This is a genomic window from Pseudarthrobacter sp. GQ63 (assembly GCF_059758765.1).
In genome coordinates this window covers 514,887-534,828 of record NZ_JCAXEF010000002.1, presented here as the reverse complement: position 1 = coordinate 534,828, position 19,942 = coordinate 514,887, and the positions used below count along the sequence as shown (strand labels likewise).

Genomic DNA, 19,942 nt, shown 5'->3' with positions numbered 1-19,942 from the left:
CCATGGCCAAGTTAACCAAAGCGCAGCGCGAGTGGCGGCCGGGCATGCCCAAGAAGCGCCGCTCAACCAAGGTGATGTTCGCTTCCACGGTCCTCCTGCTGGAAGCCTTCGTGATGTTCTTCGCCACCCTGGCGGTGTTCGGCCTGCGGCGGGGGGAGTTCCCGCCGGCGGTCATCCTGGGGGTGGGGATTGCGCTGTGCGTGGTGATGATTGTTGCGTGCGCCTTCCTCACCAAGCCCTGGGGCATCGGCTTGGGCTGGATCCTTCAGCTGGTCCTGATCCTCACCGGGATCTTCGAGCCGGCCATGTTCCTGGTGGGCACCCTGTTCGCGGCGGCGTGGTGGTACGGGATCCGCACAGGAATCCGGCTGGATCGGGAAGCCGGGGAACGGGCCCGCGAACAGGCTGCCTGGGAAGCCGCCCATCCGGACGGGGCCGGGCCCGGCCAGCAGCCGCAGTCCCCGTAGACTTGACCCGAAACCCCTTACCAACGCATTGGAGCAGTTGTGACTACTGAGCGCACCCTCGTCCTGATCAAGCCCGACGGCGTCGCCCGCAACCTTACCGGCGCCATCCTGGCCCGGATCGAAGCCAAGGGCTACACCTTGGCTGAGCTGAAGAAGGTTGACGCCTCACGCGAACTCCTGGAGCAGCACTATGAGGAGCACGTGGGCAAACCCTTCTACGAGCCCCTGGTGGAGTTCATGCTCTCCGGACCCGTGGTGGCGGCCATCTTCGAGGGCCACCGTGTCATCGAGGGGTTCCGTTCGCTGGCCGGCACCACCGACCCCACCACGGCAGCCCCAGGCACCATCCGCGGCGACTTCGGCCGCGACTGGGGCCTGAAGGTCCAGCAGAACCTGGTCCACGGTTCCGACTCCGCCGAATCCGCAGGGCGTGAGATCAAGATCTGGTTCCAGGGCTGACAGCCCAGGGACAGCAAAAAGCCCCTGGTTCGTCGGAACCAGGGGCTTTTTCCGTCAGCAGGCCTAGAATCCTGAGGTTCCGGCGAACACCTGGATGAAGGCGAAGAAGATGGTGGCGATGACGGCCACGTACAGCAGGGCGGTGATGATCCAGCCGGAGTCACCCAGGATGCGGGCGGCGTTGGCGGGGGCAGGGATGACCCCGGCGCTGATGTTCCGGATGGTCACCCAGACAAAGAGCGGGATCATGGCCGCCCAGACAACCATGCAGAACGGGCACAGAATGTGGATGACGTAGAGGGCCTGGGACCACAGCCACACCACGAACGCGAAACCGAGCGTGACCCCGGCCTGCAGGCCCAGCCAGTACCACCGCGCAAATTGGGCGCCGGCCAGCAGTGACATGCCCACGGTGATGGTGATGGCGAACGCCACGATGCCGATAAACATATTGGGGAAGCCAAACAGCGAGCTCTGCCACGTCTGCATCACCTGGCCGCAGGAGATCCACGGGTTCACGTCGCACACCGTGGTGTGGTTGGGGTCCTTGAGGACCTCCAGTTTCTCCAGCACCAGGGTTCCGGAGGCCAGCCAGCCGATTATCCCGGTAATGACCATCAGCCAGCCGAGCGGCCGGTCACGGGTCATCGGCGGGCGGGCTCCGGCTGTACTGCTGTCCGGATCCACAGTCCGTTCCGGCGCGTGGGTGCCGCTCAAGGGGGAGATGCTGGGCATTGGCAAGGCGTCCTTTTCATCGGGTGGTCCTTGCCCGATTGTAACGCCGGACGCTGGAAAGACCTTCCAGGAAGGGGAACAAGTGCTGCTGCTTCCGCCGTGGAATAGCCGGGGTATGAGAGAATGAACGTGGCTGGAACCCGATCCACATTCGGAGTCCAGTCCGACAGCTTGTTCGCAAGACCGCCCATGATGAGCAGCGCAGGCTTTGGATTCTTCGATCCGAACTCCGCAACTCCATGGGGCGGCACCTGGTTGTGGCGTGTGGAACAACGGGTTCTGGAACATCCTGCCGGCCCCCACGGGCTGCCGCACCCCACTGCCGGTGCGAACCTGGGGGTATCCACTTGACTTCTGTCAACGCCTGCGGGTTTTGACAATATGTGCCCCAATGGGTGCCGGATGTGGCGGTACGTCAGGGGCAGGAGTGTTGCCACATATGGATAATGAACAAGTTTTAGCCGTTAACGATGAAGCAGCGTCCGTGGACGCCGACTCCGCGCCCAAGAAGGCCCCCAGGACCCGGCGGAAGGCCGCTCCAAAAACCGGCGAGGCCGTGGCCACTGAGGCTGCCCCCGACGCCGTCACCACAGAGGCCGGGGCCGCAGAAGCTGCGGCAGACGAAGCCAAGGCGCCCGCCCGCCGGAGCCGTTCGCGGAAGAAAGTCGAGACCGCCGAGCCGCTTCCCGTCTTTGCTGCGGAGGCCGGCGCTGAAGCCGGGGGCACCAACAGCGCCACCGACGACGGCGCGCAGCAGGCGCTTGCCGCTGGGCCTGCAGAGGTTGCCGCGGAAGAATCGAAGCCCGTCCGCCGCCGCCGGGTTGCCACCCGCAAGACGTCCGCCCCCGCCGTCGCCGTCGCGGAGGAAACGCCGGCAGGGACGCCTGCGCCGGCCGAGACCGCACCCACCGATACCGCACCCACCGAGACCGCACCGGCTGACACCGCGTCAGCTGAGCCCGCGGCGCCCGGCACCGCTGCGGCGGCCGCCAGCACTGCACCGGCCGCCGCCGATGCGTCCGCCGGCACTGAAGCAGCAGCTGAGGCTGCAGCCCAGGCACCCGCCGCCAAAGCCACCACCGATTCCGCACAGCCCACGTCCGCCGTCGAGCCTTCCGGTACAGGCGACGCCAATTCTCCTGCCGGGACCGAGGCCGGCGCTGCCGGGTCTTCAGCCCCCGCCGGCCCGTTCGGGTCCCTTTTCATGGAACCGGGTTCTCCCACGTCGGTACTCTTCCAGGCTCCGGACCTCAGCACTGTCGTCCGGCCCGCACCGGCAGCAGCTGAGGAAGCCGAGGAGGACGACGCCGAGGACGATTCGGACGACGCCGGCAACCGCCGGAGGCGCCGCGGGCGCGGCCGCCGCGGCCGCAGCAGGGCCGGCGAGCGTGACGGTGAAGATGCCGACAGCGCCGCTGCTGCAGACAGCGACGCCGCCGAGGACGCTGATGAGGACTCCGCCGGGCAGGCCGAAGAAGGCGTGACCTCCCGTCGCCGCCGCCGCCGCCGCCGTGGCGACCAGGACCTCGAACTCACGGGCGGGGAAGACGACGATCCGCCCAACACGGTCACCCGGGTCCGCGCCCCGCGCGCCGTCAGCGAGCCGGCCGTGAACAACCGCGTCACCAGCGTCAAGGGCTCCACCCGCCTGGAAGCCAAGAAGCAGCGCCGCCGCGAATCACGCGATACCGGCCGCCGCCGTACCGTCATTACCGAAGCCGAGTTCCTGGCACGCCGGGAATCCGTGGACCGGCAGATGATCGTCCGCCAGCGCGACGACAGAATCCAGATCGCTGTCCTCGAAGACGGCGTCCTGGCCGAGCACTTCGTGTCCAAGACCCAGCAGGACTCCCTGATCGGCAACGTCTACCTGGGCAAGGTCCAGAACGTCCTGCCGTCCATGGAAGCTGCCTTCGTGGACATCGGCCGCGGCCGCAACGCCGTGCTGTACGCCGGCGAGGTCAACTGGGAGGCGGTCAACCTTGAGGGCAAGCAGCGCCGCATCGAGAACGCGCTGAAGTCCGGCGACACCGTCCTGGTCCAGGTGACCAAGGACCCGGTGGGCCACAAGGGCGCGCGCCTGACCAGCCAGATCTCCCTGCCCGGCCGCTACCTGGTGTACGTTCCCGGCGGCTCCATGACCGGCATCTCCCGGAAGCTGCCCGACGTCGAACGCAACCGCCTGAAGCGGATCCTCAAGGACCGCCTTCCTGAGCACGCCGGCGTGATTGTCCGTACGGCTGCGGAGGGCGCTTCCGAGGAAGAGCTGACGCACGACATCAACCGGCTGCGTGCCCAGTGGGAGGGCATCGAAAGCCAGTCGAAGTCCACCAAGATCCTTGCCCCGGAGCTGCTCTACGGCGAACCGGACCTCACTATCAAGGTGGTCCGCGACGTCTTCAACGAGGACTTCTCCAAGCTGATCGTTTCAGGCGAGGAAGCCTGGGACACCATCGAGGCGTACGTCACCTACGTCGCCCCGGACCTGGTGGGCCGCCTCGAGAAGTGGACCAAGGACCAGGACATCTTCAGTGCCTGGCGGATCGATGAGCAGATCCACAAGGCCCTGGAGCGGAAGGTCTTCCTGCCCTCGGGCGGCTCGCTGGTGATCGACCGTACCGAAGCCATGACCGTGGTGGACGTCAACACCGGCAAGTTCACCGGCAGCGGCGGCAACCTGGAAGAAACAGTCACCAAGAACAACCTGGAAGCTGCAGAGGAAGTAGTTCGCCAGCTCCGCCTCCGCGACATCGGCGGCATCATTGTCATCGACTTCATCGACATGGTCCTTGAGTCCAACCGGGACCTGGTCCTGCGGCGCATGGTGGAGTGCCTGGGCCGTGACCGCACCAAGCACCAGGTTGCGGAAGTCACCTCCCTGGGCCTGGTGCAGATGACCCGTAAGCGCATGGGCACGGGGCTCCTTGAGGTGTTCGGCGAGCAGTGCGAAGCCTGCGCCGGCCGCGGCGTGGTCACCCACGATGACCCGGTGGAACACCGCCGCGCCAACATTGTGGCTGCCGAGCATCACGTGCAGCGTTCCGAGCACCGCCCGGAAGCACGCGCCGAGGGCAACCGCATCGAGGCTCAGCGCACGGACAGCAGCCAGCCGGGTGTCCGTCCTGACAGGAAGCGCCGCCGCGGCCGCGGCGGCCAGCAGCCGGACGCAGCCCCGGCAGCTGCCGTCCACGTCCACACGGTCCACCCTGATCCGACGGACGCCGAGCGGCATGCGAAAGCGGAGGCCACCAGGCTGGCCCTTGCCAACATCGCGGCGGCTGCCCATGCAGCCCACCTGCATGACGACGAGTTGGCCGCCGCCAGGCAGGCAACGCAGGCCCAGCCCGCAGTGCCGGCTGAAACGGAGAAGCACGACGGCGATGCGTCCAGGCCCGCTGCCGTCCTGACCTTTGGCGGGGAGAAAGTCGTCCTGCCCTTCGTGGAGCACGCAGAGGAGCAGCAGCCAAAGCCTGCGCTCACCCTGGACCGCCTGGCTGCAGCCTTCGCCCACCTGGGCGAGCCCTCCCCGACAGCCGGCACGCCGGCCGAAACGCCGGCGCGGCAGCCGGTACAGCGTGGGGCTGAAGAGGCTCCCCAGCAGGCTCCTGCCCCGGAGCGGACCCCCGAGCCGGTGCAGGCCCCGGAGCAGCGGGAACCGGCCAACGTCCAGCCGCAGCAGCGGCCGGTGGCTGCCGCAGCGGAGAAGGACTACTCCGACCACACCCTGGAGCAGTCACGCCCGCGCAGGGCACGCCGCAATCGCAGTGCCAGCCGCGCACAGGGAGCAGCCAACGAGACCTCGGTCCAGCAGCACGAGAACGTTCCCGCCGCCGCGGCCGGGCATTCCCACGCCGCCAAGGCACCGGGAGCGGACCAGGCGGCTGCCTCAAAGCCGGCCGGCGACAAGCGGCCGGACGCCCCGATTATCCTCGGCGTCGGGGTCCCTGCCTCAGAGCTCTAGGAATTGGAGCTGCCAGGAACGGAGCTCCTGGAATCCCGAACCCAGGGCGGGCATTAACCGGATGCCCGGCCAGCCACAGACAGTGGCCGGCCGGGCATCCGTCATTTAAGGCGCGTTCCGCAGCGCTCGTGAACACCCGGTATTGGACACCGGCGATCCACCCCGCTCCGGTCGCACTGTGTCACCTTCACGCTGTGGACCGCAAAAAAGCTAGGCTGGGGAACCGACACGGGGTGCCGCGCAGAGAGCCGGCTGAGATCCAGACCCGTTGAACCTGTCCGGCTAGTACCGGCGAAGGGATGTCTCTTGTCTTCCACCTTTGCACTGCCCACTGCCACCAGCCAGGGCACACCCGCGCCTGCTCCCGGGCCCGCAGCTGTTTCTGCCTCTGCAGCCCCCGCCCGCGAGTACCGCGACACGCCCCGGGTGCTTTCCATTGCCGGATCCGATCCTTCCGGCGGGGCCGGCGTCCAGGCGGACCTGAAAAGCATCGCCGCCCACGGCGGTTACGGAATGGCCGCCATCACCGCCCTCACAGCACAGAACACCCGCGGCGTGCGCGGCGTCCACGTTCCCCCCGCCAACTTCCTCACCCAGCAGCTCGATGCCCTGAGCGACGACATCAGTATCGACGCCGTGAAGATCGGAATGCTGGGCGATGCCGGGGTGATCGACGCCGTCCGTGCGTGGCTCGAAAAGGTGCGTCCCGCCGTCGTGGTCCTGGACCCTGTCATGGTGGCCACCAGCGGCGACCGGCTCCTCCAGGAATCCGCCGAAGCCGCGCTTCGCGGCCTGCTGCCGCTGGCACACCTCATCACGCCCAACCTGGCTGAACTCGCCATGCTTGTGGGCGGCGACGTGCAGGAGACCTGGGAAGGCGCCCTGGAACAGGGCCGGAATCTTTCCGCCGCCACGGGAGCCACGGTTCTGGTCAAGGGCGGGCACCTCGTAGGGGCCGAATGCCCCGACGCCCTCGTTAACACCGCAGGCCTGTTGTCCAGGGACGTGGTGGTGGTTCCCGGACAGCGGGTGGCAACAGTGAACAGCCACGGCACCGGATGCTCCCTGTCGGCGGCCATGGCCACGGTCCAGGCCCGGGTGGGGGACTGGGAGGCAGCCCTGCGCGAGGTCAAGCCCTGGCTTGCCGGCGCGCTGGAGGCCTCGGAGACCCTGGAGGTGGGGACTGGCAATGGGCCCGTGCACCACTTCCATCACGTGCCCGCGGTGCGCGGGAAGGGGAGCTTCGCGGCGCAGCTCTGGGCGGGCGCCGCAAAGGACCTCGAGGACATCTACGCGCTGGACTTCATCCGCGGCCTGGTTTCCGGCAGCCTGCCGGAGAAGGAGTTTGCCTACTACCTCGCCCAGGACGCCATCTACCTCAACGGCTACTCACGGGTGCTCGCGCGGACAAGTGCACTGGCCCCCACCGAAGAGGAGCAGCTCTTCTGGGCACGTTCCGCCGCACAGTGCCTGGAGGTGGAGTCTGAGCTGCACCGCTCCTGGCTTAGTACACGGACCGTTGAGCCGCAGCTGGGACCCGTGACCAAGTCCTACGTGGACCACCTGACGGCGGCATCGGCGTCGGGCAGTTACGCGGTGCTGGCCGCAGCAGTCCTGCCCTGCTTCTGGCTGTATGCCGAGGTGGGCACAACACTCCACGCCCAGTTCGTGGCTGCCGGGGAACCAGGCGGCCACCCCTACGCCGAGTGGCTGCGCACATACGCGGACGAGGACTTCGTTGCCGCCACCCGCACGGCGGTTGCCATGGTGGACGGGGCCGGCCGCGCTGCTTCCGCGGGGGACCGGGATGCCATGGTGACGGCGTTCAGGCAGTCCTGCCGCCTCGAAGTGGACTTTTTCGACGCGCCGCGCATTCATTCCTGACACCTGGTGGCGCGTCCCGCCGGTACTATGGTGGGGCACAGGTAAGGGCGTGGACCTGGGCTGTGGTGCCTATCACAGACAACCCGCCGGAACCAGCCTCATTTGCGGCCGAAGCCAAAACTAGCGTATTCTAGATCTTCGGTGCTTACGCCAACACTTGGGTTATGACCCCACGGCGTTGAGGCACAGCGAGAGCCCACCCAATCATGGAACCGGGTTCCGCACGCAAATTTGTAATAAACGTCGAGAGAAGTGAGTTCCCAAGTGGTGTACGCGATTGTCCGCGCAGGCGGCCGCCAAGAGAAGGTTTCCGTTGGAGACTTCGTTACCCTGAACCGCGTCGCCGGTGGAGCTGGCAGCACCATTCAGCTGCCCGCACTGCTCCTGGTTGACGGTGACAAGGTCACCTCCGCCGCTGCTGACCTGGCCAAGGTAACTGTTACGGCTGAGATCCTCCAGGACCTCCGTGGTCCTAAGATTGTGATCCAGAAGTTCAAGAACAAGACCGGTTACAAGAAGCGCCAGGGTCACCGCCAGGAACTGACCAAGGTCAAGATCACTGGTATCAAGTAACCTTCCGTTACTGTTCAGGTTTTTCAGCAGATTCCCCAGAATTTAGAGGCAGGCATTTCAGATGGCACATAAAAAGGGCGCGAGCTCCACTCGCAACGGTCGTGACTCCAACGCACAGTACCTTGGCGTCAAGCGCTTCGGCGGCCAGGTAGTTTCCGCCGGCGAGATCATCGTCCGCCAGCGTGGCACCCACTTCCACCCGGGCGCCGGCGTTGGCCGTGGCGGCGACGACACCCTGTTCGCACTGACCCCGGGCGCCGTTGAATTCGGTACCCGCCGCGGTCGTCGCGTCGTCAACATCGTTGCTGCTGCAGCCGCAGAGTAACAACCAGATCTGAAGCGGTGGAGCGGGCCATATGGTCCGCTCCACTGTTCTTTTAACCGCATTACAATCATCTTGGCGCCCCGGGCGTCCAGGAAACAGCACTGAGGAGATCCACGTGGCCAGCTTTGTAGACCGGGTAGTACTGCACGTATCCGGCGGTACCGGCGGCCACGGGTGCGTCTCCGTCCACCGCGAGAAGTTCAAGCCGCTGGGCGGGCCCGACGGCGGCAACGGCGGCAACGGCGGCGACGTGATCCTTCGCGTGGACCACCAGACCACCACGCTCCTCGACTACCACCACGCACCCCACCGCCATGCCACCAACGGCGGCCCCGGAATGGGCGACTGGCGCGGCGGCAAGCACGGCGAGACGCTCATCCTTCCCGTCCCGGACGGCACCGTGGTCAAGTCCAAGGACGGCACCGTCCTCGCGGACCTCGTGGGCGAAGGCACTGAATACGTTGCGGCGGCCGGCGGCATCGGCGGCCTGGGCAACGCCGCGCTCTCCTCCCAGAAGCGCCGTGCGCCCGGCTTCGCCCTGCTCGGCATCGAAGGCGAATCCAGCGACGTCGTCCTGGAACTGAAGTCCATTGCGGACATCGCCCTGGTGGGTTTCCCGTCCGCCGGAAAATCGAGCCTGATCGCGGCCATGTCCGCGGCCCGCCCCAAGATCGCCGACTATCCGTTCACCACACTGGTCCCCAACCTTGGCGTTGTGCAGGCCGGCGACGTCCGCTTCACCATTGCCGACGTGCCCGGGCTGATTGAAGGCGCCAGCGAAGGCAAGGGCCTGGGCCACCACTTCCTGCGCCACGTGGAGCGCTGCGCGGCCCTGGTCCACGTCCTGGACTGTGGCACCCTCGAGGCAGACCGCGATCCGCTCTCGGACCTGGCCGTCATTGAGGCCGAGCTGGAAAAGTACGCCGTGGACATGAGCTACGCAGGCCAGGACGGCGAAGTGGTTCCGCTGAACCACCGCCCCCGCCTCGTGGCCCTGAACAAGGTGGACCTGCCCGACGGCAAGGACATGGCAGAATTCGTCCGGCCGGAACTTGAGTCCCGCGGCTACCGGGTCTTCGAAATCTCGGCAACCAGCCACGAGGGCCTGCGCCAGCTGGGCTTCGCGATGGCCGAAATCGTGCAGGCAGCCCGGGACGCGGTGGCAGCCGCGCCGCCCAAGGTCCAGCCCGTGGTCATCAAGCCCCGCGCCGTCAACGAAACCGGCTTCCGGATTCGCCGGGAGGAGAAGGGCCTTGAGCCGTTGTTCCGCGTGCTGGGCGAAAAGCCGGTGCGCTGGGTCAAGCAGACCGACTTCACCAACGAGGAAGCCATCGGCTACCTGGCCGACCGCCTGGCCAAGCTCGGTGTGGAAACGGAACTGTTCAAGCAGGGCGCCAAGCCCGGCGATACGGTTGTTATCGGCGAGGACGACGGCGTCGTGTTCGACTGGGAGCCCACCATGATGGCAGGAGCCGAACTGCTGGCCTCGCCCCGCGGTACGGACGTCCGTTTCGCCGACATCGGCGACCGACCCACACGTGGGCAGAAACGTGACGAGCAGCAGGAACGCAAGGACGCCAAGGCCGCTGCCCGCGCCGAACTCGAAGCGGAGCGCAAGGCCGGCATCTGGACCGAATCCGTGAGCAGCCGCAGGGTTGCCAAGCCGCTCAAGGAGAGTGGACTGGGCGCAGACGATGACATCTAGGGCTGCGTCCGCGGAACCGCTGGCGCGGTCCGTGGACAGGAGCGTGCTGGCCAACGCGCACCGGATCGTGGTCAAGGTGGGCTCGTCGTCGCTGACCAGCATCAAGGGCGGCATCTCGGAAGAATCGCTGACCGCTCTCGCGGACGCGCTGGCCACCAAGCGCAACACCGGGACAGAGATCATCCTGGTTTCCTCCGGTGCCATCGCAGCGGGCCTCGCACCACTGGGGCTCGCCAAGCGGCCCCGCGACCTCGCCACCCAGCAGGCGGCCGCCAGCGTGGGCCAGGGCCTGCTGATGGCCCGCTACACCCAGGCCTTCGGTGCCCACGGCGTGACGGTCAGCCAGGTGCTCCTCACCGCCGAAGACCTGATGCGCCGCAGCCAGCACACCAACGCGTTCCGCGCACTCAACCGGCTGCTCAGCCTCGGCGTGGTCCCGGTGGTCAACGAAAACGACACCGTAGCCACGCATGAAATCCGCTTCGGCGACAACGACCGGCTCGCTGCCCTCGTGGCCCACCTGGTCCGCGCCGACGCGCTGGTGCTGCTGTCCGACGTCGACTCCCTCTACGACGGCCCGCCGTCCCTTGGCGCGAAGCGGATCCCGCTTGTGGAAGGGGCACACGACCTCGACGGCGTCTCCATTGGCAAAACCGGCAAGGCCGGCGTCGGCACAGGCGGCATGCTCACCAAGGTGGAGGCAGCGTCCATGGCTGCGGGATCAGGCATCCATGCCCTGGTCACTTCCACGCCCAACGCCGCCGCGGCCCTTAACGGCGAGGACGTGGGCACCTGGTTCACGGTCAACGGCGCCCGGAAGCCTGTGCGCCTTCTCTGGCTGGCGCACGTGGCCTCCGTCCAGGGGCGGCTCGTGCTGGACGACGGCGCCGTGAAGGCCATCCGCCACCACCGCACGTCACTGCTGCCTGCAGGCATTTCCGCCGTCCACGGTGATTTTGAAGCGGGCGACGCCGTGGAGATAGCAGGTGCCGACGGTACGGTGGTTGCGCGCGGACTGGTGAACTACTCGTCCGCGGAGCTGCCCCAGATGTTGGGCCGGTCCACCAGGGACCTCGGTGAGGCGCTGGGCAGCGGCTATGACCGTGAAGTTGTTCATGTTGACGACCTGGTGCTGGTCTGAGCTTCGGGCTCGCCTAAACTTGGAACATGACTGAGGCCCTGATCCACAAGACTGCCGAAAATTCCGGACACACCGCTGCCGCCACGCAGCCCGTTGAGTCATCGGCAGCACCGGTCCCGGCTGACATTGCGCTGTCGTCCGGCGACGTCGAGGCAGCAGTGCACGCCATCGCCGACCGTTCCCGCCACGCGGCGCGGCGGATGGCCATGGCCAACCGGGCATGGAAGGACCGCGCCCTCCGCGCAGTAGGCACCGCCCTGCAGGAGAGCACTGAATCCATCCTCACCGCCAACGCCATGGACGTGACGGCAGGAAAGGCCAACGGCACCTCCGCTGCCATGCTGGACCGCCTCACCCTGACGGAAACCCGCATCGCGGGCCTGGTGGCGGCCCTGGAAAACCTGGCCAACCTGCCCGATCCCGTAGGCAACGTTGTGCGCGGGCAGACGCTCCCCAACGGCCTGCGCCTCCGCCAGGTCAACGTCCCCATGGGCGTGGTGGCCGCCATCTACGAAGCACGGCCGAATGTCACGGTGGACATTGCCGGACTGGCACTCAAGAGCGGCAACGCCGTGATCCTGCGCGGCGGCAGCGCCGCCCAGGCAACCAACGAGGTGCTGGTGCGGGTACTGCGCGAAGCGCTCGAATCCGTGGGCCTGCCCGCCGACGCGGTCCAGACGGTCGACCAGTATGGCCGCGCCGGCGCCAACGTCCTGATGAAGGCCCGTGGCAGGGTGGACGTCCTGATTCCCCGTGGCGGCCGCGAGCTGATCCAGACCGTCGTCACCAACTCCGCCGTCCCCGTCATCGAAACCGGTGAGGGGAACGTGCACATCTTCATCGACGAGTCGGCCAGCGAGGACATGGCGGTGGAGATCCTCCTGAACGCCAAGACACAACGGCCCAGCGTCTGCAACACGGTGGAGACGCTCCTGGTCCACTCCGGTTCACGCGTGCTTCCTGCCGTGGCGGCCGCCCTGCGCAAGGCCGGCGTCCGGCTGCACACCGATGAGCGCACCCGCGCCGCCCTTCCTGCCTCCATCGAGTCGGAACCGGCCACCGACGAGGACTGGGCCACCGAATACATGGACCTTGACCTTGCGGTTGCCATGGTGGACAGCCTCGACGAGGCAGTCAGCCACATCCGCACCTGGTCTACCGGCCATACCGAGGCCATCCTCACCAATGACCTGTCCAACGCCGAGCGTTTCATTGCCGAGGTGGATTCCGCGGCCGTCATTGTCAATGCGTCCACCCGGTTTACCGACGGCGGGGAGTTGGGGCTGGGCGCCGAGGTGGGCATCTCCACCCAGAAACTGCACGCCCGCGGTCCCATGGGGCTGACCGAACTCACCACCACGAAGTGGATCGTGCAGGGCGAGGGCCAGGTGCGCGGGTAGCGCACGGTAACATAGACCAGAAGCCAGAAACGGCGGAGCTTTCCGCTGCCACAATCGTTTGAGCCCAAGGGGAGAACATGCTGTTCCAGCAGATTGCCACGTCCGTCGCCGAAGGCGAAGAACACGAACTCGCGCCGCTGTGGGCTGAGCCGTGGGTCTTCGGTGTGGTCATCTTCGCCATCCTGCTGGTCATGATGTTCATCACCCTGTCCTACTCCAACCTCGGCAACCGCCACACGGCCACCGAGGAGCACGCGGATCCGCACCGCCAGCACCCGAACAAGCACGACCACGGGCAGGGCCACTAACATTTCCCGCGTTTTGCACCGCTCGGGTGCCAACGGCAGGCTGCGGCTGGGCGTGATGGGCGGGACGTTCGATCCCATCCACCACGGCCACCTGGTGGCTGCCAGCGAGGTGGCAGCGGAATTCGACCTGGACGAGGTGGTTTTCGTCCCCACCGGCCAGCCGTGGCAGAAGTCCCACAAGCACGTCAGCGAACCCGAGCACCGCTACCTGATGACCGTCATCGCCACGGCGTCCAACCCGCGCTTTACGGTCAGCAGGGTGGACGTCGACCGGCCAGGTCCCACGTACACCATCGATACCCTTCGCGACCTCCGGGCCCAGCGCCCCGACGCCGACCTCTTCTTCATCACCGGGGCGGACGCCCTGGCACAGATCCTCTCCTGGAAGGACATCGACGAACTGTGGTCGCTGGCCCATTTCGTCGGGGTCACCAGGCCCGGGCATGTCCTGGACGGCATGGGACGCGATGACGTCAGCCTCCTGGAGGTCCCGGCCATGGCCATCTCCTCGACGGACTGCCGCGCGCGCGTGGCCGCGAACCATCCGGTCTGGTACCTGGTACCGGACGGCGTCGTGCAGTACATCGCCAAGTACGGCCTGTACGAAGCCGCCGCGGAAGCCGATACCCCACCGTCCCTAGCACGTGAACCAGCCAGTACTGAATGAGTTCTCAATGAGTCAGGAACAGCCCCCCATCCGCAGCCGCCGGGAACTCCGGAAGGCCAGGGACGCCCAGCAGGAGTCTGCTTCCAAGGGCACGGAGCAGCTCCAGCCTGCCCTGAAGACGGATGCTGGTGCGCCGGGTGCTGCTGCCCCCTCGGGACCCGAGGCCCCCTCGGGACCCGGTGCCGCCGGAGCGGCCGCCGGGCAGGCCAGCACCCAGCGGTCATCCCAGATCCGGGCGCGGGACCGTGCAACCCTTCGCGCCATCAAGGAACTGGAGGAAAAGGAAGGCCAGCTCTCCGCCGGTGGTCCTCCCACCCGTCGGCAGCTCCGCCTCCAGCAGCTCAAGGAACAGGCGCTGACTGCGGCCAACCCCGTTGTGCCGCCGGCTTCCACTCCTCAGCGTTCCGCGGACGGGCCCCGGAATGGCGTCAGCCACACGGACAACGGCCACAAGGACAGGCACAGCGGCAGCAGCCAGGGCAGTGACCCGTCCGCCGACCCCACAAACGCCGGCGCGGGGGAGCAGGCCCGTCAGGGCCGTACAACCACCCCTGGCGCTAAGGCCGGTTCACCGGGCCCCGAGGGCATGACTGTGGAACAGGCGCTGGCGGCCCGGTCCCTGCTCGCGGAGCAGGCCAAGAACCAGATCGCCAAAATGGAGCACATCGCTTCCCTGGATCCCGAAGCGGTTGATCCGGAGATCCTCGCCGAGCAAATTGCCCTGGCGGAACGTGCGGCGGTCATGAACCGCCGGGCCATGGCCAAGCAAAAGCTGGCCGAGCAGGCCGGAGCTCCCACAATTCCCCCGGCTCCGGCAACCCCTCCGAAAGATCCCTTCCAGGGACGTTCGCGGGATACCGGAAAGCTTCCCGGGGACGCCGGCACGAAGGACCAGGCCGGGAAGCCGGCGGCCGGACCGCGCCCCGCCCCCTCTACTGCCAGCAACCTGGCCATGGTCACGCCGCTGGAATTCGTGCAGGTCCCCGGCATCGACCGGCCCGTCATGAAGCCGCCCGCAACCTCGCACGTACCGGTCACCACACGCCCGGGAAGCAAGGTGACGCCTTCCGGTACCAAGAAGCGGCGCTCACCGGGCTCCCAGCGCACTGCCCCTGCTGATGCCGGACCCGGCCGCTCGCAGGTGATCGCCAGGGCTGAAGCTGCTGCCCGGGCCGCGGAGGTCCCGCAGGCGGCGGTTATTGAAGAGCCCCAGGGAGACGACCTCTTCGAGGACCTGCCCCGGATCCCGGCTTCGTCCGCCCACGGCCTGGATCCCCTGGACGCAGCCACGGCGGGACTTGCACGGGCGAACAGGACCAGGGTCCTGCAGTTCCTGGTCCTGGCATTGGGCATCGTGGCCCTGGTCTCAGGCGTCATCCTGATCATCAACGGCATGTCCCGTTGATCACCAACAGCCGGCCGGCAACGGACGGCCCCTGCACATTTAACCCAACAAGGAGTCACGTGACTGCATCAGAATCGTCCATCACCATAGCCCGCGCAGCCGCCAGGGCAGCCGCGGACAAGATTGCCCAGGATATTGTTGCCCTGGACGTCAGCGAGCGGCTTGCCCTGGCCGACGTATTCCTCATCGCCTCGGCACCCAGCGAACGCCAGGTCAACGCCATCGTTGACGGAATTGAGGAAGAACTCGCCAAGCAGGACCTGCGGCCCGTCCGGCGTGAAGGCCGCTCCGGCGGCCGCTGGGTGCTGCTCGATTACTCGGACATTGTCATCCACGTCCAGCATGAGGAGGACCGGGTGTTCTACGCCCTGGAACGCCTCTGGAAGGACTGCCCCGTGGTGGACCTGCAGCTCGGGGACGACGCGTCGGCCAAAGCCACCGCGGGGTCCGAGACCGAATAATTCCGCGGAATTGCGCGGAATATGCCCGATTTGGAATTTTCGGAATTGCTGTTCTAAGATATTTGAGTTGCTTCGGGGAAAGCCGAAAAAGCTCGAAAGAGCAGCAATAGTTCGGGGCTGTGGCGCAGCTGGTAGCGCACCTGCATGGCATGCAGGGGGTCAGGGGTTCGAGTCCCCTCAGCTCCACCAATTGATCCGCCGGAATCACTGCGATTCCGGCGGATTTTTTGTTGCCGTGTCCCGCGGACCCCGCCGGCAGGCCCTGACGGACCGCAGCCCGGGACACTGCACCACGATTGGCGTGCGGGGCGAAAGTGCATTAAGCTGAACAGGTTGCTTCGGGGATTCACTCCGAAAGCGGCAAGTCCGGGGCTGTGGCGCAGCTGGTAGCGCACCTGCATGGCATGCAGGGGGTCAGGGGTTCGAGTCCCCTCAGCTCCACCGGCACACATCCTGCATCAAGCCGGAAGGCGCAGGAGCATCGGAAGGGACGGTCCCCATCGGGACCGTCCCTTCCTCTTTTAATTTTTCTCTCCTTTAGAGCCAGGCTGTCCGCCGCAGCGGGGGCTCATCACCGCCGGGCCGCTGGACCAGGACCTGGTTGACGCCCGTCAGGCCGCCCTCAAAGCCAAGCGCGCTGGAAGCCATATACAACCGCCAGACCCGCGCCCTGCCCAGGCTGGCCAGCTGCACGGCGTGCTCCCAGTTGGCCTCCAGCCTGTTGACCCAGGCACGCAGGGTCAACGCATAGTGCCGCCGCAGCGCCTCCACATCCAGGACCTCGAATCCGGCGCCCTCCAGGGCGGCCACCATCTCGCCAAGGCTGATCATCTCCCCGTCCGGAAACACGTAGCGCGGAATGAACGAATCAGGATCCGGCTTGGTGGGCCCGGCGTTCCAGGAAATTGCATGGTTCAGCAGCCGCCCGCCGGGCCGGAGCAGGCTGAACAAAGCGGCCGCGTAGGCTGGCGTCTGCTCCCTGCCCACATGTTCGGACATCCCGATGGAGCTGATGGCGTCGAAACGGCCGTCCCCGACGTCCCGGTAGTCCTGGACCCGGATGTCCACCCGCTCCGTCAGGCCGGCCTCGGCGGCCCGCTTCCGTGCAAGGTTTGCCTGCTCCGTGGAAAGGGTGATTCCCACCACTGTTGCGCCGTACTTTCCGGCAGCATGGAGGGCGAAACTTCCCCAGCCGCAGCCTACGTCCAGCACCCGCATTCCCGGCTGCAGGCCCAGCTTCCGGCACACCAGGTCCAGTTTTGCCTCCTGGGCTTCATCCAGGCCGGCGGCAAGCCGGTCGCCCGACTCCGGGGATTCCGTGCCGTAGCTGCCGTCCGGCCAGACCGCGCACGAATAGACCATGGACTGCCCCAGCACCAGGGCGTAGAAATCGTTGCCCACATCGTAGTGATGGGAGATGGCTGCCGAGTCGCGCCGGCGCGAATGCAGCCGGCCCTTCTTCACCACTTTTGCCTCCTCCGGCGGCGGCGCCGGATTGGGGCCCAGCGCGCCCAGCCGGACGGCCGTGTGGAGCAGCGTCCACATTTCCCGGGCCGTGAGCCGCCGGAACGGACCGGGCTCCGCGAACTTCCCGGCTGAACTCAACGCGGTGAACGCCGCGAAGATGTCCCCGGGCGAATCGATGTCGCCCGCCACGTAGGCACGGCTCAGGCCGAGCTGGCCCGGGGACCACAGGATCCGGCGGAGGGCCCGGCGGGAACGGAACTCCAGGACAGGTGCCCCCTCAGGCCCTGCCTTTGACCCGTCCCAGGCCCGCAGGCGCAACGGTATCTCTTCGGTGTCCAGCACAACTGACAGGGCCTGGGCCAGGCGCGCTGCGTGTCCTTTGCTTGTGGTCATGGTGGTCCTCCCGTCTCCATGGGCCAAGACTAAGGCCGGGAGACGCCCCGCGACTATCATGGGGGAGTGAATTCTGCCCGTGCCGACGTCGTTGTTATCGGCGCGGGCCAGGCCGGGCTCTCGGCTGCCTATCACCTTCAGCGCCGTGGCGTTGACCAGGTAATCCTCGACGCCGAGGATGGTCCCGGCGGTGCGTGGCGGCACCGGTGGAAGAGCCTTCGGATGGAAACGGTCAACGGCATCAGTGATCTTCCCGGTATAGCCAAGCCCGCCGTGGATCCGCGCGAGCCCAGCTCGGAATTCCTGGCACGCTACTTCAGCGACTACGAGGAGGAACTGGGGCTGTCCGTCCGGCGGCCCGTGAAGGTCCACGCGGTCAGCAGGGAGGACGCGGACCCTGCCGGCCTGCTCGGGATCGCCACATCGGACGGAGACTGGACAGCCAGGGCGGTCATCAACGCCACCGGCACCTGGACCCGCCCGTTCTGGCCCATCTACCCCGGGCGGTCCACCTTCCGCGGACGCCAGCTCCACGTGGCGGACTACGTCTCCGCGGAGGAGTTCAAGGGGCAGCACGTGATAGTGGTGGGCGGCGGCATCTCGGCTGTAGGCCTCCTTGACGAAATATCGCACGTCACCACCACCAGCTGGTTCACCCGCCGGGAACCGGTGTGGCGGGATGAGGAATTCGACGCCAAGGCAGGACACGACGCGGTGGCCCTGGTGGAGGAACGGGTCCGCAGGGGCCTGCCGCCGCAGAGCGTGGTGTCGGTGACCGGCCTGATCCGGACGCCGGCACTCAAAGCGGCGGCGGCCAGGGGCGCCCTGGACCGGCAGCCGATGTTCACCTCCATAGAGCCCGGCGGCGTGAGGCTTGCTGACGGAGGTTTCCGGCCCGCAGATGCGATCCTGTGGGCCACCGGGTTCCGTGCGGAGCTGGAGCATCTCGCGCCGCTGCACCTGCGGGGACCCGGCGGCGGCATAGCGATGCAAGGAACCCAGGTAGCCTCGGAACCCCGCGTCCACCTGGTCGGTTACGGGCCCTCGTCGTCCACGATCGGGGCCAACAGAGCCGGACGCGCCGCCGTGGCGGCCATCCTCAAACTCCCCGGGATCAGTCCGGCGGCAACACCAGTAAGTTGGGGCTGACGGCCCGTGCCCGGTCCACGCACCCCAGCAAACGCACACAGCACACGCACAACGGAAGCGGCAGAACACGTGGCATCAGACAATCTTGGGGACGTCTTCAGCGCACTTCGGCGGAGGCCGGATGTGGAAGCGCCCAACCTGCAGGCGTGGGACGCCACGGACCGGCTCCTGCTGGAAGCAGCTGCGGACTTGGTTCCTGGCGGAAGCACGGTTGCCGTCATCGGGGACCGGTACGGTGCCCTGACCCTCGGTGCCCTGGCCACGCTCAGCCCGGCTTCGGTGCGCGTGCACCAGGACCTGATTACGGGAGAGCGCGCGTTGCAGCTCAACGCGGCCGCATGTCGCAACGCCGCCCACGTGCCGGAGGCCACAGCACGAACGTCCGGCGGCGGAGCCGCGGACCAGCCCGGCTTCACGCAGCTGCCGCTCGGGCCTGAGCTCCTTGCCGGCGCCCAGGCGGTGCTTTTGCAGTTGCCCAAGACCCTGGCTGAACTGGATGAAGTTGCTGCCGCCGTGGCCCGGTACGCCGCGCCTGACGTCACGCTGCTCGCGGGCGGGCGGGTCAAGCACATGTCCCTCGGCATGAACTCCGTGCTGGAACGGCACTTCCGCTCGGTCCGGCCCCAGCTTGCCCGGCAGAAATCCCGCGTGATCCTGGCGGGCGGGCCGCAGGGGAGCGGGGAGCAGGAGCGCTATCCCGTCGTCGAACACCTCGCCGAACTCGACCTCAAGGTCGCCGCCCACGGTGCCGTCTTCGCAGGCACCAAACTGGACATTGGCACCAGGTTCCTGCTGACGTTCCTTCCCTCCATGACGGCGGCCCGGCACGCCGTCGACCTCGGCTGCGGCACCGGAATCCTTGCCGCCATGTACGCCCGGCAGCACCCCGGTTCGCAGGTGACCGCCACGGACCAGTCCGCCGCTGCCGTGGCGTCCGCCCAGGCCACGGCGCAAGCCAACGGCCTGGCTGAGCGCATTACGGTCCTGCAGGACGACGCGCTCAGCACCATGCCGGACCGCAGCGTGGACCTGGTCCTGCTCAACCCGCCGTTCCACGTAGGTGCGGGCGTCCATGCCGGGGCAGGATTGAAAATGATTGAAGCCGCGGGCAGGGTGCTCGCTCCGAAGGGAGAACTGTGGACGGTCTTCAACCGCCACCTGCCCTACCTGCCAGCGCTTGAGCGGCACGTCGGGCCAACCGTGGTGAAGGGCCGGAACCCCAAGTTCACGGTGACCTTGAGCATCCGCCGCGGCGCGGACCCGGCAGGGGCCTGAGCCGTGGCCCGCAGCCTGCCGGGCAGCCCACCTTCGCTACCGGGCCCGCGCACCGGGGCCGCGCCGCGCCGTCGTGCCGTCCTATGGGTCTCTGACCACGCGTAACGTACGATTCAAGCATCACCATATGTACGTGGCCGAAGACGTTTAGGGGACGCTGTGACTGA

At 67.2% G+C, this 19,942-nt stretch carries 17 protein-coding genes, 2 tRNA genes and 1 riboswitch; of the genes, 17 read left to right on the top strand and 2 right to left on the bottom strand.

The window, feature by feature from the left end; all coding sequences use genetic code 11:
- Window positions 1–2 precede the first annotated feature (2 nt).
- Together AC6CHP_RS06950 and ndk are read left to right on the top strand one after the other, a co-directional pair.
- Window positions 3–467: a DUF4233 domain-containing protein gene (locus tag AC6CHP_RS06950; protein ID WP_104186068.1), complete on the top strand. Its 465-nt coding sequence runs from the start codon at window positions 3–5 to the stop codon at window positions 465–467.
- Window positions 468–506: 39 nt separating this feature from the next.
- Complete coding sequence (ndk, locus tag AC6CHP_RS06945) at window positions 507–926, top strand: nucleoside-diphosphate kinase (RefSeq protein ID WP_188729332.1); 420 nt, start codon at window positions 507–509, stop codon at window positions 924–926.
- A gap of 63 nt (window positions 927–989) precedes the next feature.
- Here ndk and AC6CHP_RS06940 read toward each other — a convergent pair whose 3' ends face one another.
- Window positions 990–1,661 (bottom strand): vitamin K epoxide reductase family protein, encoded by a 672-nt coding sequence (locus AC6CHP_RS06940; RefSeq protein WP_104186066.1) that lies wholly within the window; start codon window positions 1,659–1,661, stop codon window positions 990–992.
- 439 nt (window positions 1,662–2,100) lie between these two features.
- Between AC6CHP_RS06940 and AC6CHP_RS06935 the strand changes: the two genes are divergently transcribed.
- The 13 genes from AC6CHP_RS06935 (at window position 2,101) to AC6CHP_RS06875 (ending at window position 15,932) form a co-directional block, all read left to right on the top strand.
- The gene (locus AC6CHP_RS06935) at window positions 2,101–5,622 is read left to right on the top strand and encodes an Rne/Rng family ribonuclease (RefSeq protein ID WP_498228758.1); all 3,522 of its coding nucleotides are present in this window, start codon (window positions 2,101–2,103) and stop codon (window positions 5,620–5,622) included.
- A gap of 219 nt (window positions 5,623–5,841) precedes the next feature.
- Window positions 5,842–5,939: riboswitch (TPP riboswitch) on the top strand.
- 109 nt (window positions 5,940–6,048) lie between these two features.
- Window positions 6,049–7,506: a bifunctional hydroxymethylpyrimidine kinase/phosphomethylpyrimidine kinase gene (gene thiD, locus AC6CHP_RS06930; protein WP_498228852.1), complete on the top strand. Its 1,458-nt coding sequence runs from the start codon at window positions 6,049–6,051 to the stop codon at window positions 7,504–7,506.
- A 264-nt stretch (window positions 7,507–7,770) separates the two neighbouring features.
- Window positions 7,771–8,079 (top strand): 50S ribosomal protein L21, encoded by a 309-nt coding sequence (gene rplU, locus AC6CHP_RS06925; RefSeq protein ID WP_066276623.1) that lies wholly within the window; start codon window positions 7,771–7,773, stop codon window positions 8,077–8,079.
- A 61-nt stretch (window positions 8,080–8,140) separates the two neighbouring features.
- A complete protein-coding gene (rpmA, locus tag AC6CHP_RS06920) occupies window positions 8,141–8,404 on the top strand; it encodes a 50S ribosomal protein L27 (protein ID WP_009372867.1) in 264 nt (87 codons plus the stop codon).
- 115 nt (window positions 8,405–8,519) lie between these two features.
- The gene (obgE, locus tag AC6CHP_RS06915; protein ID WP_498228755.1) at window positions 8,520–10,109 is read left to right on the top strand and encodes a GTPase ObgE; all 1,590 of its coding nucleotides are present in this window, start codon (window positions 8,520–8,522) and stop codon (window positions 10,107–10,109) included.
- Window positions 10,099–11,250, top strand: a complete 1,152-nt coding sequence (gene proB / locus AC6CHP_RS06910; protein WP_188729337.1) for a glutamate 5-kinase — start codon at window positions 10,099–10,101, stop codon at window positions 11,248–11,250. Before obgE ends, proB begins: the two co-directional genes overlap by 11 nt.
- Window positions 11,251–11,276: 26 nt before the next feature.
- Window positions 11,277–12,650 carry a glutamate-5-semialdehyde dehydrogenase gene (locus AC6CHP_RS06905; RefSeq protein WP_498228753.1) on the top strand — a complete coding sequence of 458 codons (1,374 nt, stop codon included), beginning with the start codon at window positions 11,277–11,279 and terminating at the stop codon, window positions 12,648–12,650.
- A 77-nt stretch (window positions 12,651–12,727) separates the two neighbouring features.
- Window positions 12,728–12,958 carry a hypothetical protein gene (locus AC6CHP_RS06900; protein WP_104186060.1) on the top strand — a complete coding sequence of 77 codons (231 nt, stop codon included), beginning with the start codon at window positions 12,728–12,730 and terminating at the stop codon, window positions 12,956–12,958.
- Between the two features lie 13 nt (window positions 12,959–12,971).
- A complete protein-coding gene (gene nadD, locus AC6CHP_RS06895; protein ID WP_268238412.1) occupies window positions 12,972–13,625 on the top strand; it encodes a nicotinate-nucleotide adenylyltransferase in 654 nt (217 codons plus the stop codon).
- Window positions 13,626–13,632: 7 nt separating this feature from the next.
- A complete protein-coding gene (locus AC6CHP_RS06890; RefSeq protein ID WP_498228750.1) occupies window positions 13,633–15,030 on the top strand; it encodes a hypothetical protein in 1,398 nt (465 codons plus the stop codon).
- Between the two features lie 59 nt (window positions 15,031–15,089).
- The gene (gene rsfS / locus AC6CHP_RS06885) at window positions 15,090–15,491 is read left to right on the top strand and encodes a ribosome silencing factor (protein WP_066276611.1); all 402 of its coding nucleotides are present in this window, start codon (window positions 15,090–15,092) and stop codon (window positions 15,489–15,491) included.
- Window positions 15,492–15,604: 113 nt separating this feature from the next.
- Window positions 15,605–15,680, top strand: a tRNA-Ala gene (locus tag AC6CHP_RS06880).
- A gap of 179 nt (window positions 15,681–15,859) precedes the next feature.
- Window positions 15,860–15,932 (top strand) — tRNA-Ala (locus AC6CHP_RS06875).
- 96 nt (window positions 15,933–16,028) lie between these two features.
- Here the strand turns inward: AC6CHP_RS06875 and AC6CHP_RS06870 are convergent.
- The gene (locus AC6CHP_RS06870) at window positions 16,029–17,351 is read right to left on the bottom strand and encodes a class I SAM-dependent methyltransferase (protein WP_498228748.1); all 1,323 of its coding nucleotides are present in this window, start codon (window positions 17,349–17,351) and stop codon (window positions 16,029–16,031) included.
- 66 nt (window positions 17,352–17,417) lie between these two features.
- On the opposite strand from AC6CHP_RS06870, the gene AC6CHP_RS06865 reads away from it, so the two are divergent.
- Together AC6CHP_RS06865 and AC6CHP_RS06860 are read left to right on the top strand one after the other, a co-directional pair.
- Window positions 17,418–18,500, top strand: a complete 1,083-nt coding sequence (locus AC6CHP_RS06865; protein WP_377194483.1) for an FAD-dependent oxidoreductase — start codon at window positions 17,418–17,420, stop codon at window positions 18,498–18,500.
- A gap of 69 nt (window positions 18,501–18,569) precedes the next feature.
- On the top strand, window positions 18,570–19,775 hold the full coding sequence (locus AC6CHP_RS06860) for a class I SAM-dependent methyltransferase (protein WP_498228746.1): 1,206 nt from the start codon (window positions 18,570–18,572) through the stop codon (window positions 19,773–19,775).
- Window positions 19,776–19,942 lie beyond the last annotated feature (167 nt).

Coding starts and splice junctions, on each gene's coding strand:
- AC6CHP_RS06950 (WP_104186068.1), top strand. CDS start 3: ATGGCCAAGTTAACCAAAGCGCAGCGCGAGTGGCGGCCGGGCATGCCC.
- AC6CHP_RS06940 (WP_104186066.1), bottom strand. CDS start 1,661: ATGCCCAGCATCTCCCCCTTGAGCGGCACCCACGCGCCGGAACGGACT.
- AC6CHP_RS06935 (WP_498228758.1), top strand. CDS start 2,101: ATGGATAATGAACAAGTTTTAGCCGTTAACGATGAAGCAGCGTCCGTG.
- rpmA (WP_009372867.1), top strand. CDS start 8,141: ATGGCACATAAAAAGGGCGCGAGCTCCACTCGCAACGGTCGTGACTCC.
- proB (WP_188729337.1), top strand. CDS start 10,099: ATGACATCTAGGGCTGCGTCCGCGGAACCGCTGGCGCGGTCCGTGGAC.
- AC6CHP_RS06905 (WP_498228753.1), top strand. CDS start 11,277: ATGACTGAGGCCCTGATCCACAAGACTGCCGAAAATTCCGGACACACC.
- AC6CHP_RS06900 (WP_104186060.1), top strand. CDS start 12,728: ATGCTGTTCCAGCAGATTGCCACGTCCGTCGCCGAAGGCGAAGAACAC.
- AC6CHP_RS06890 (WP_498228750.1), top strand. CDS start 13,633: ATGAGTCAGGAACAGCCCCCCATCCGCAGCCGCCGGGAACTCCGGAAG.
- AC6CHP_RS06870 (WP_498228748.1), bottom strand. CDS start 17,351: ATGACCACAAGCAAAGGACACGCAGCGCGCCTGGCCCAGGCCCTGTCA.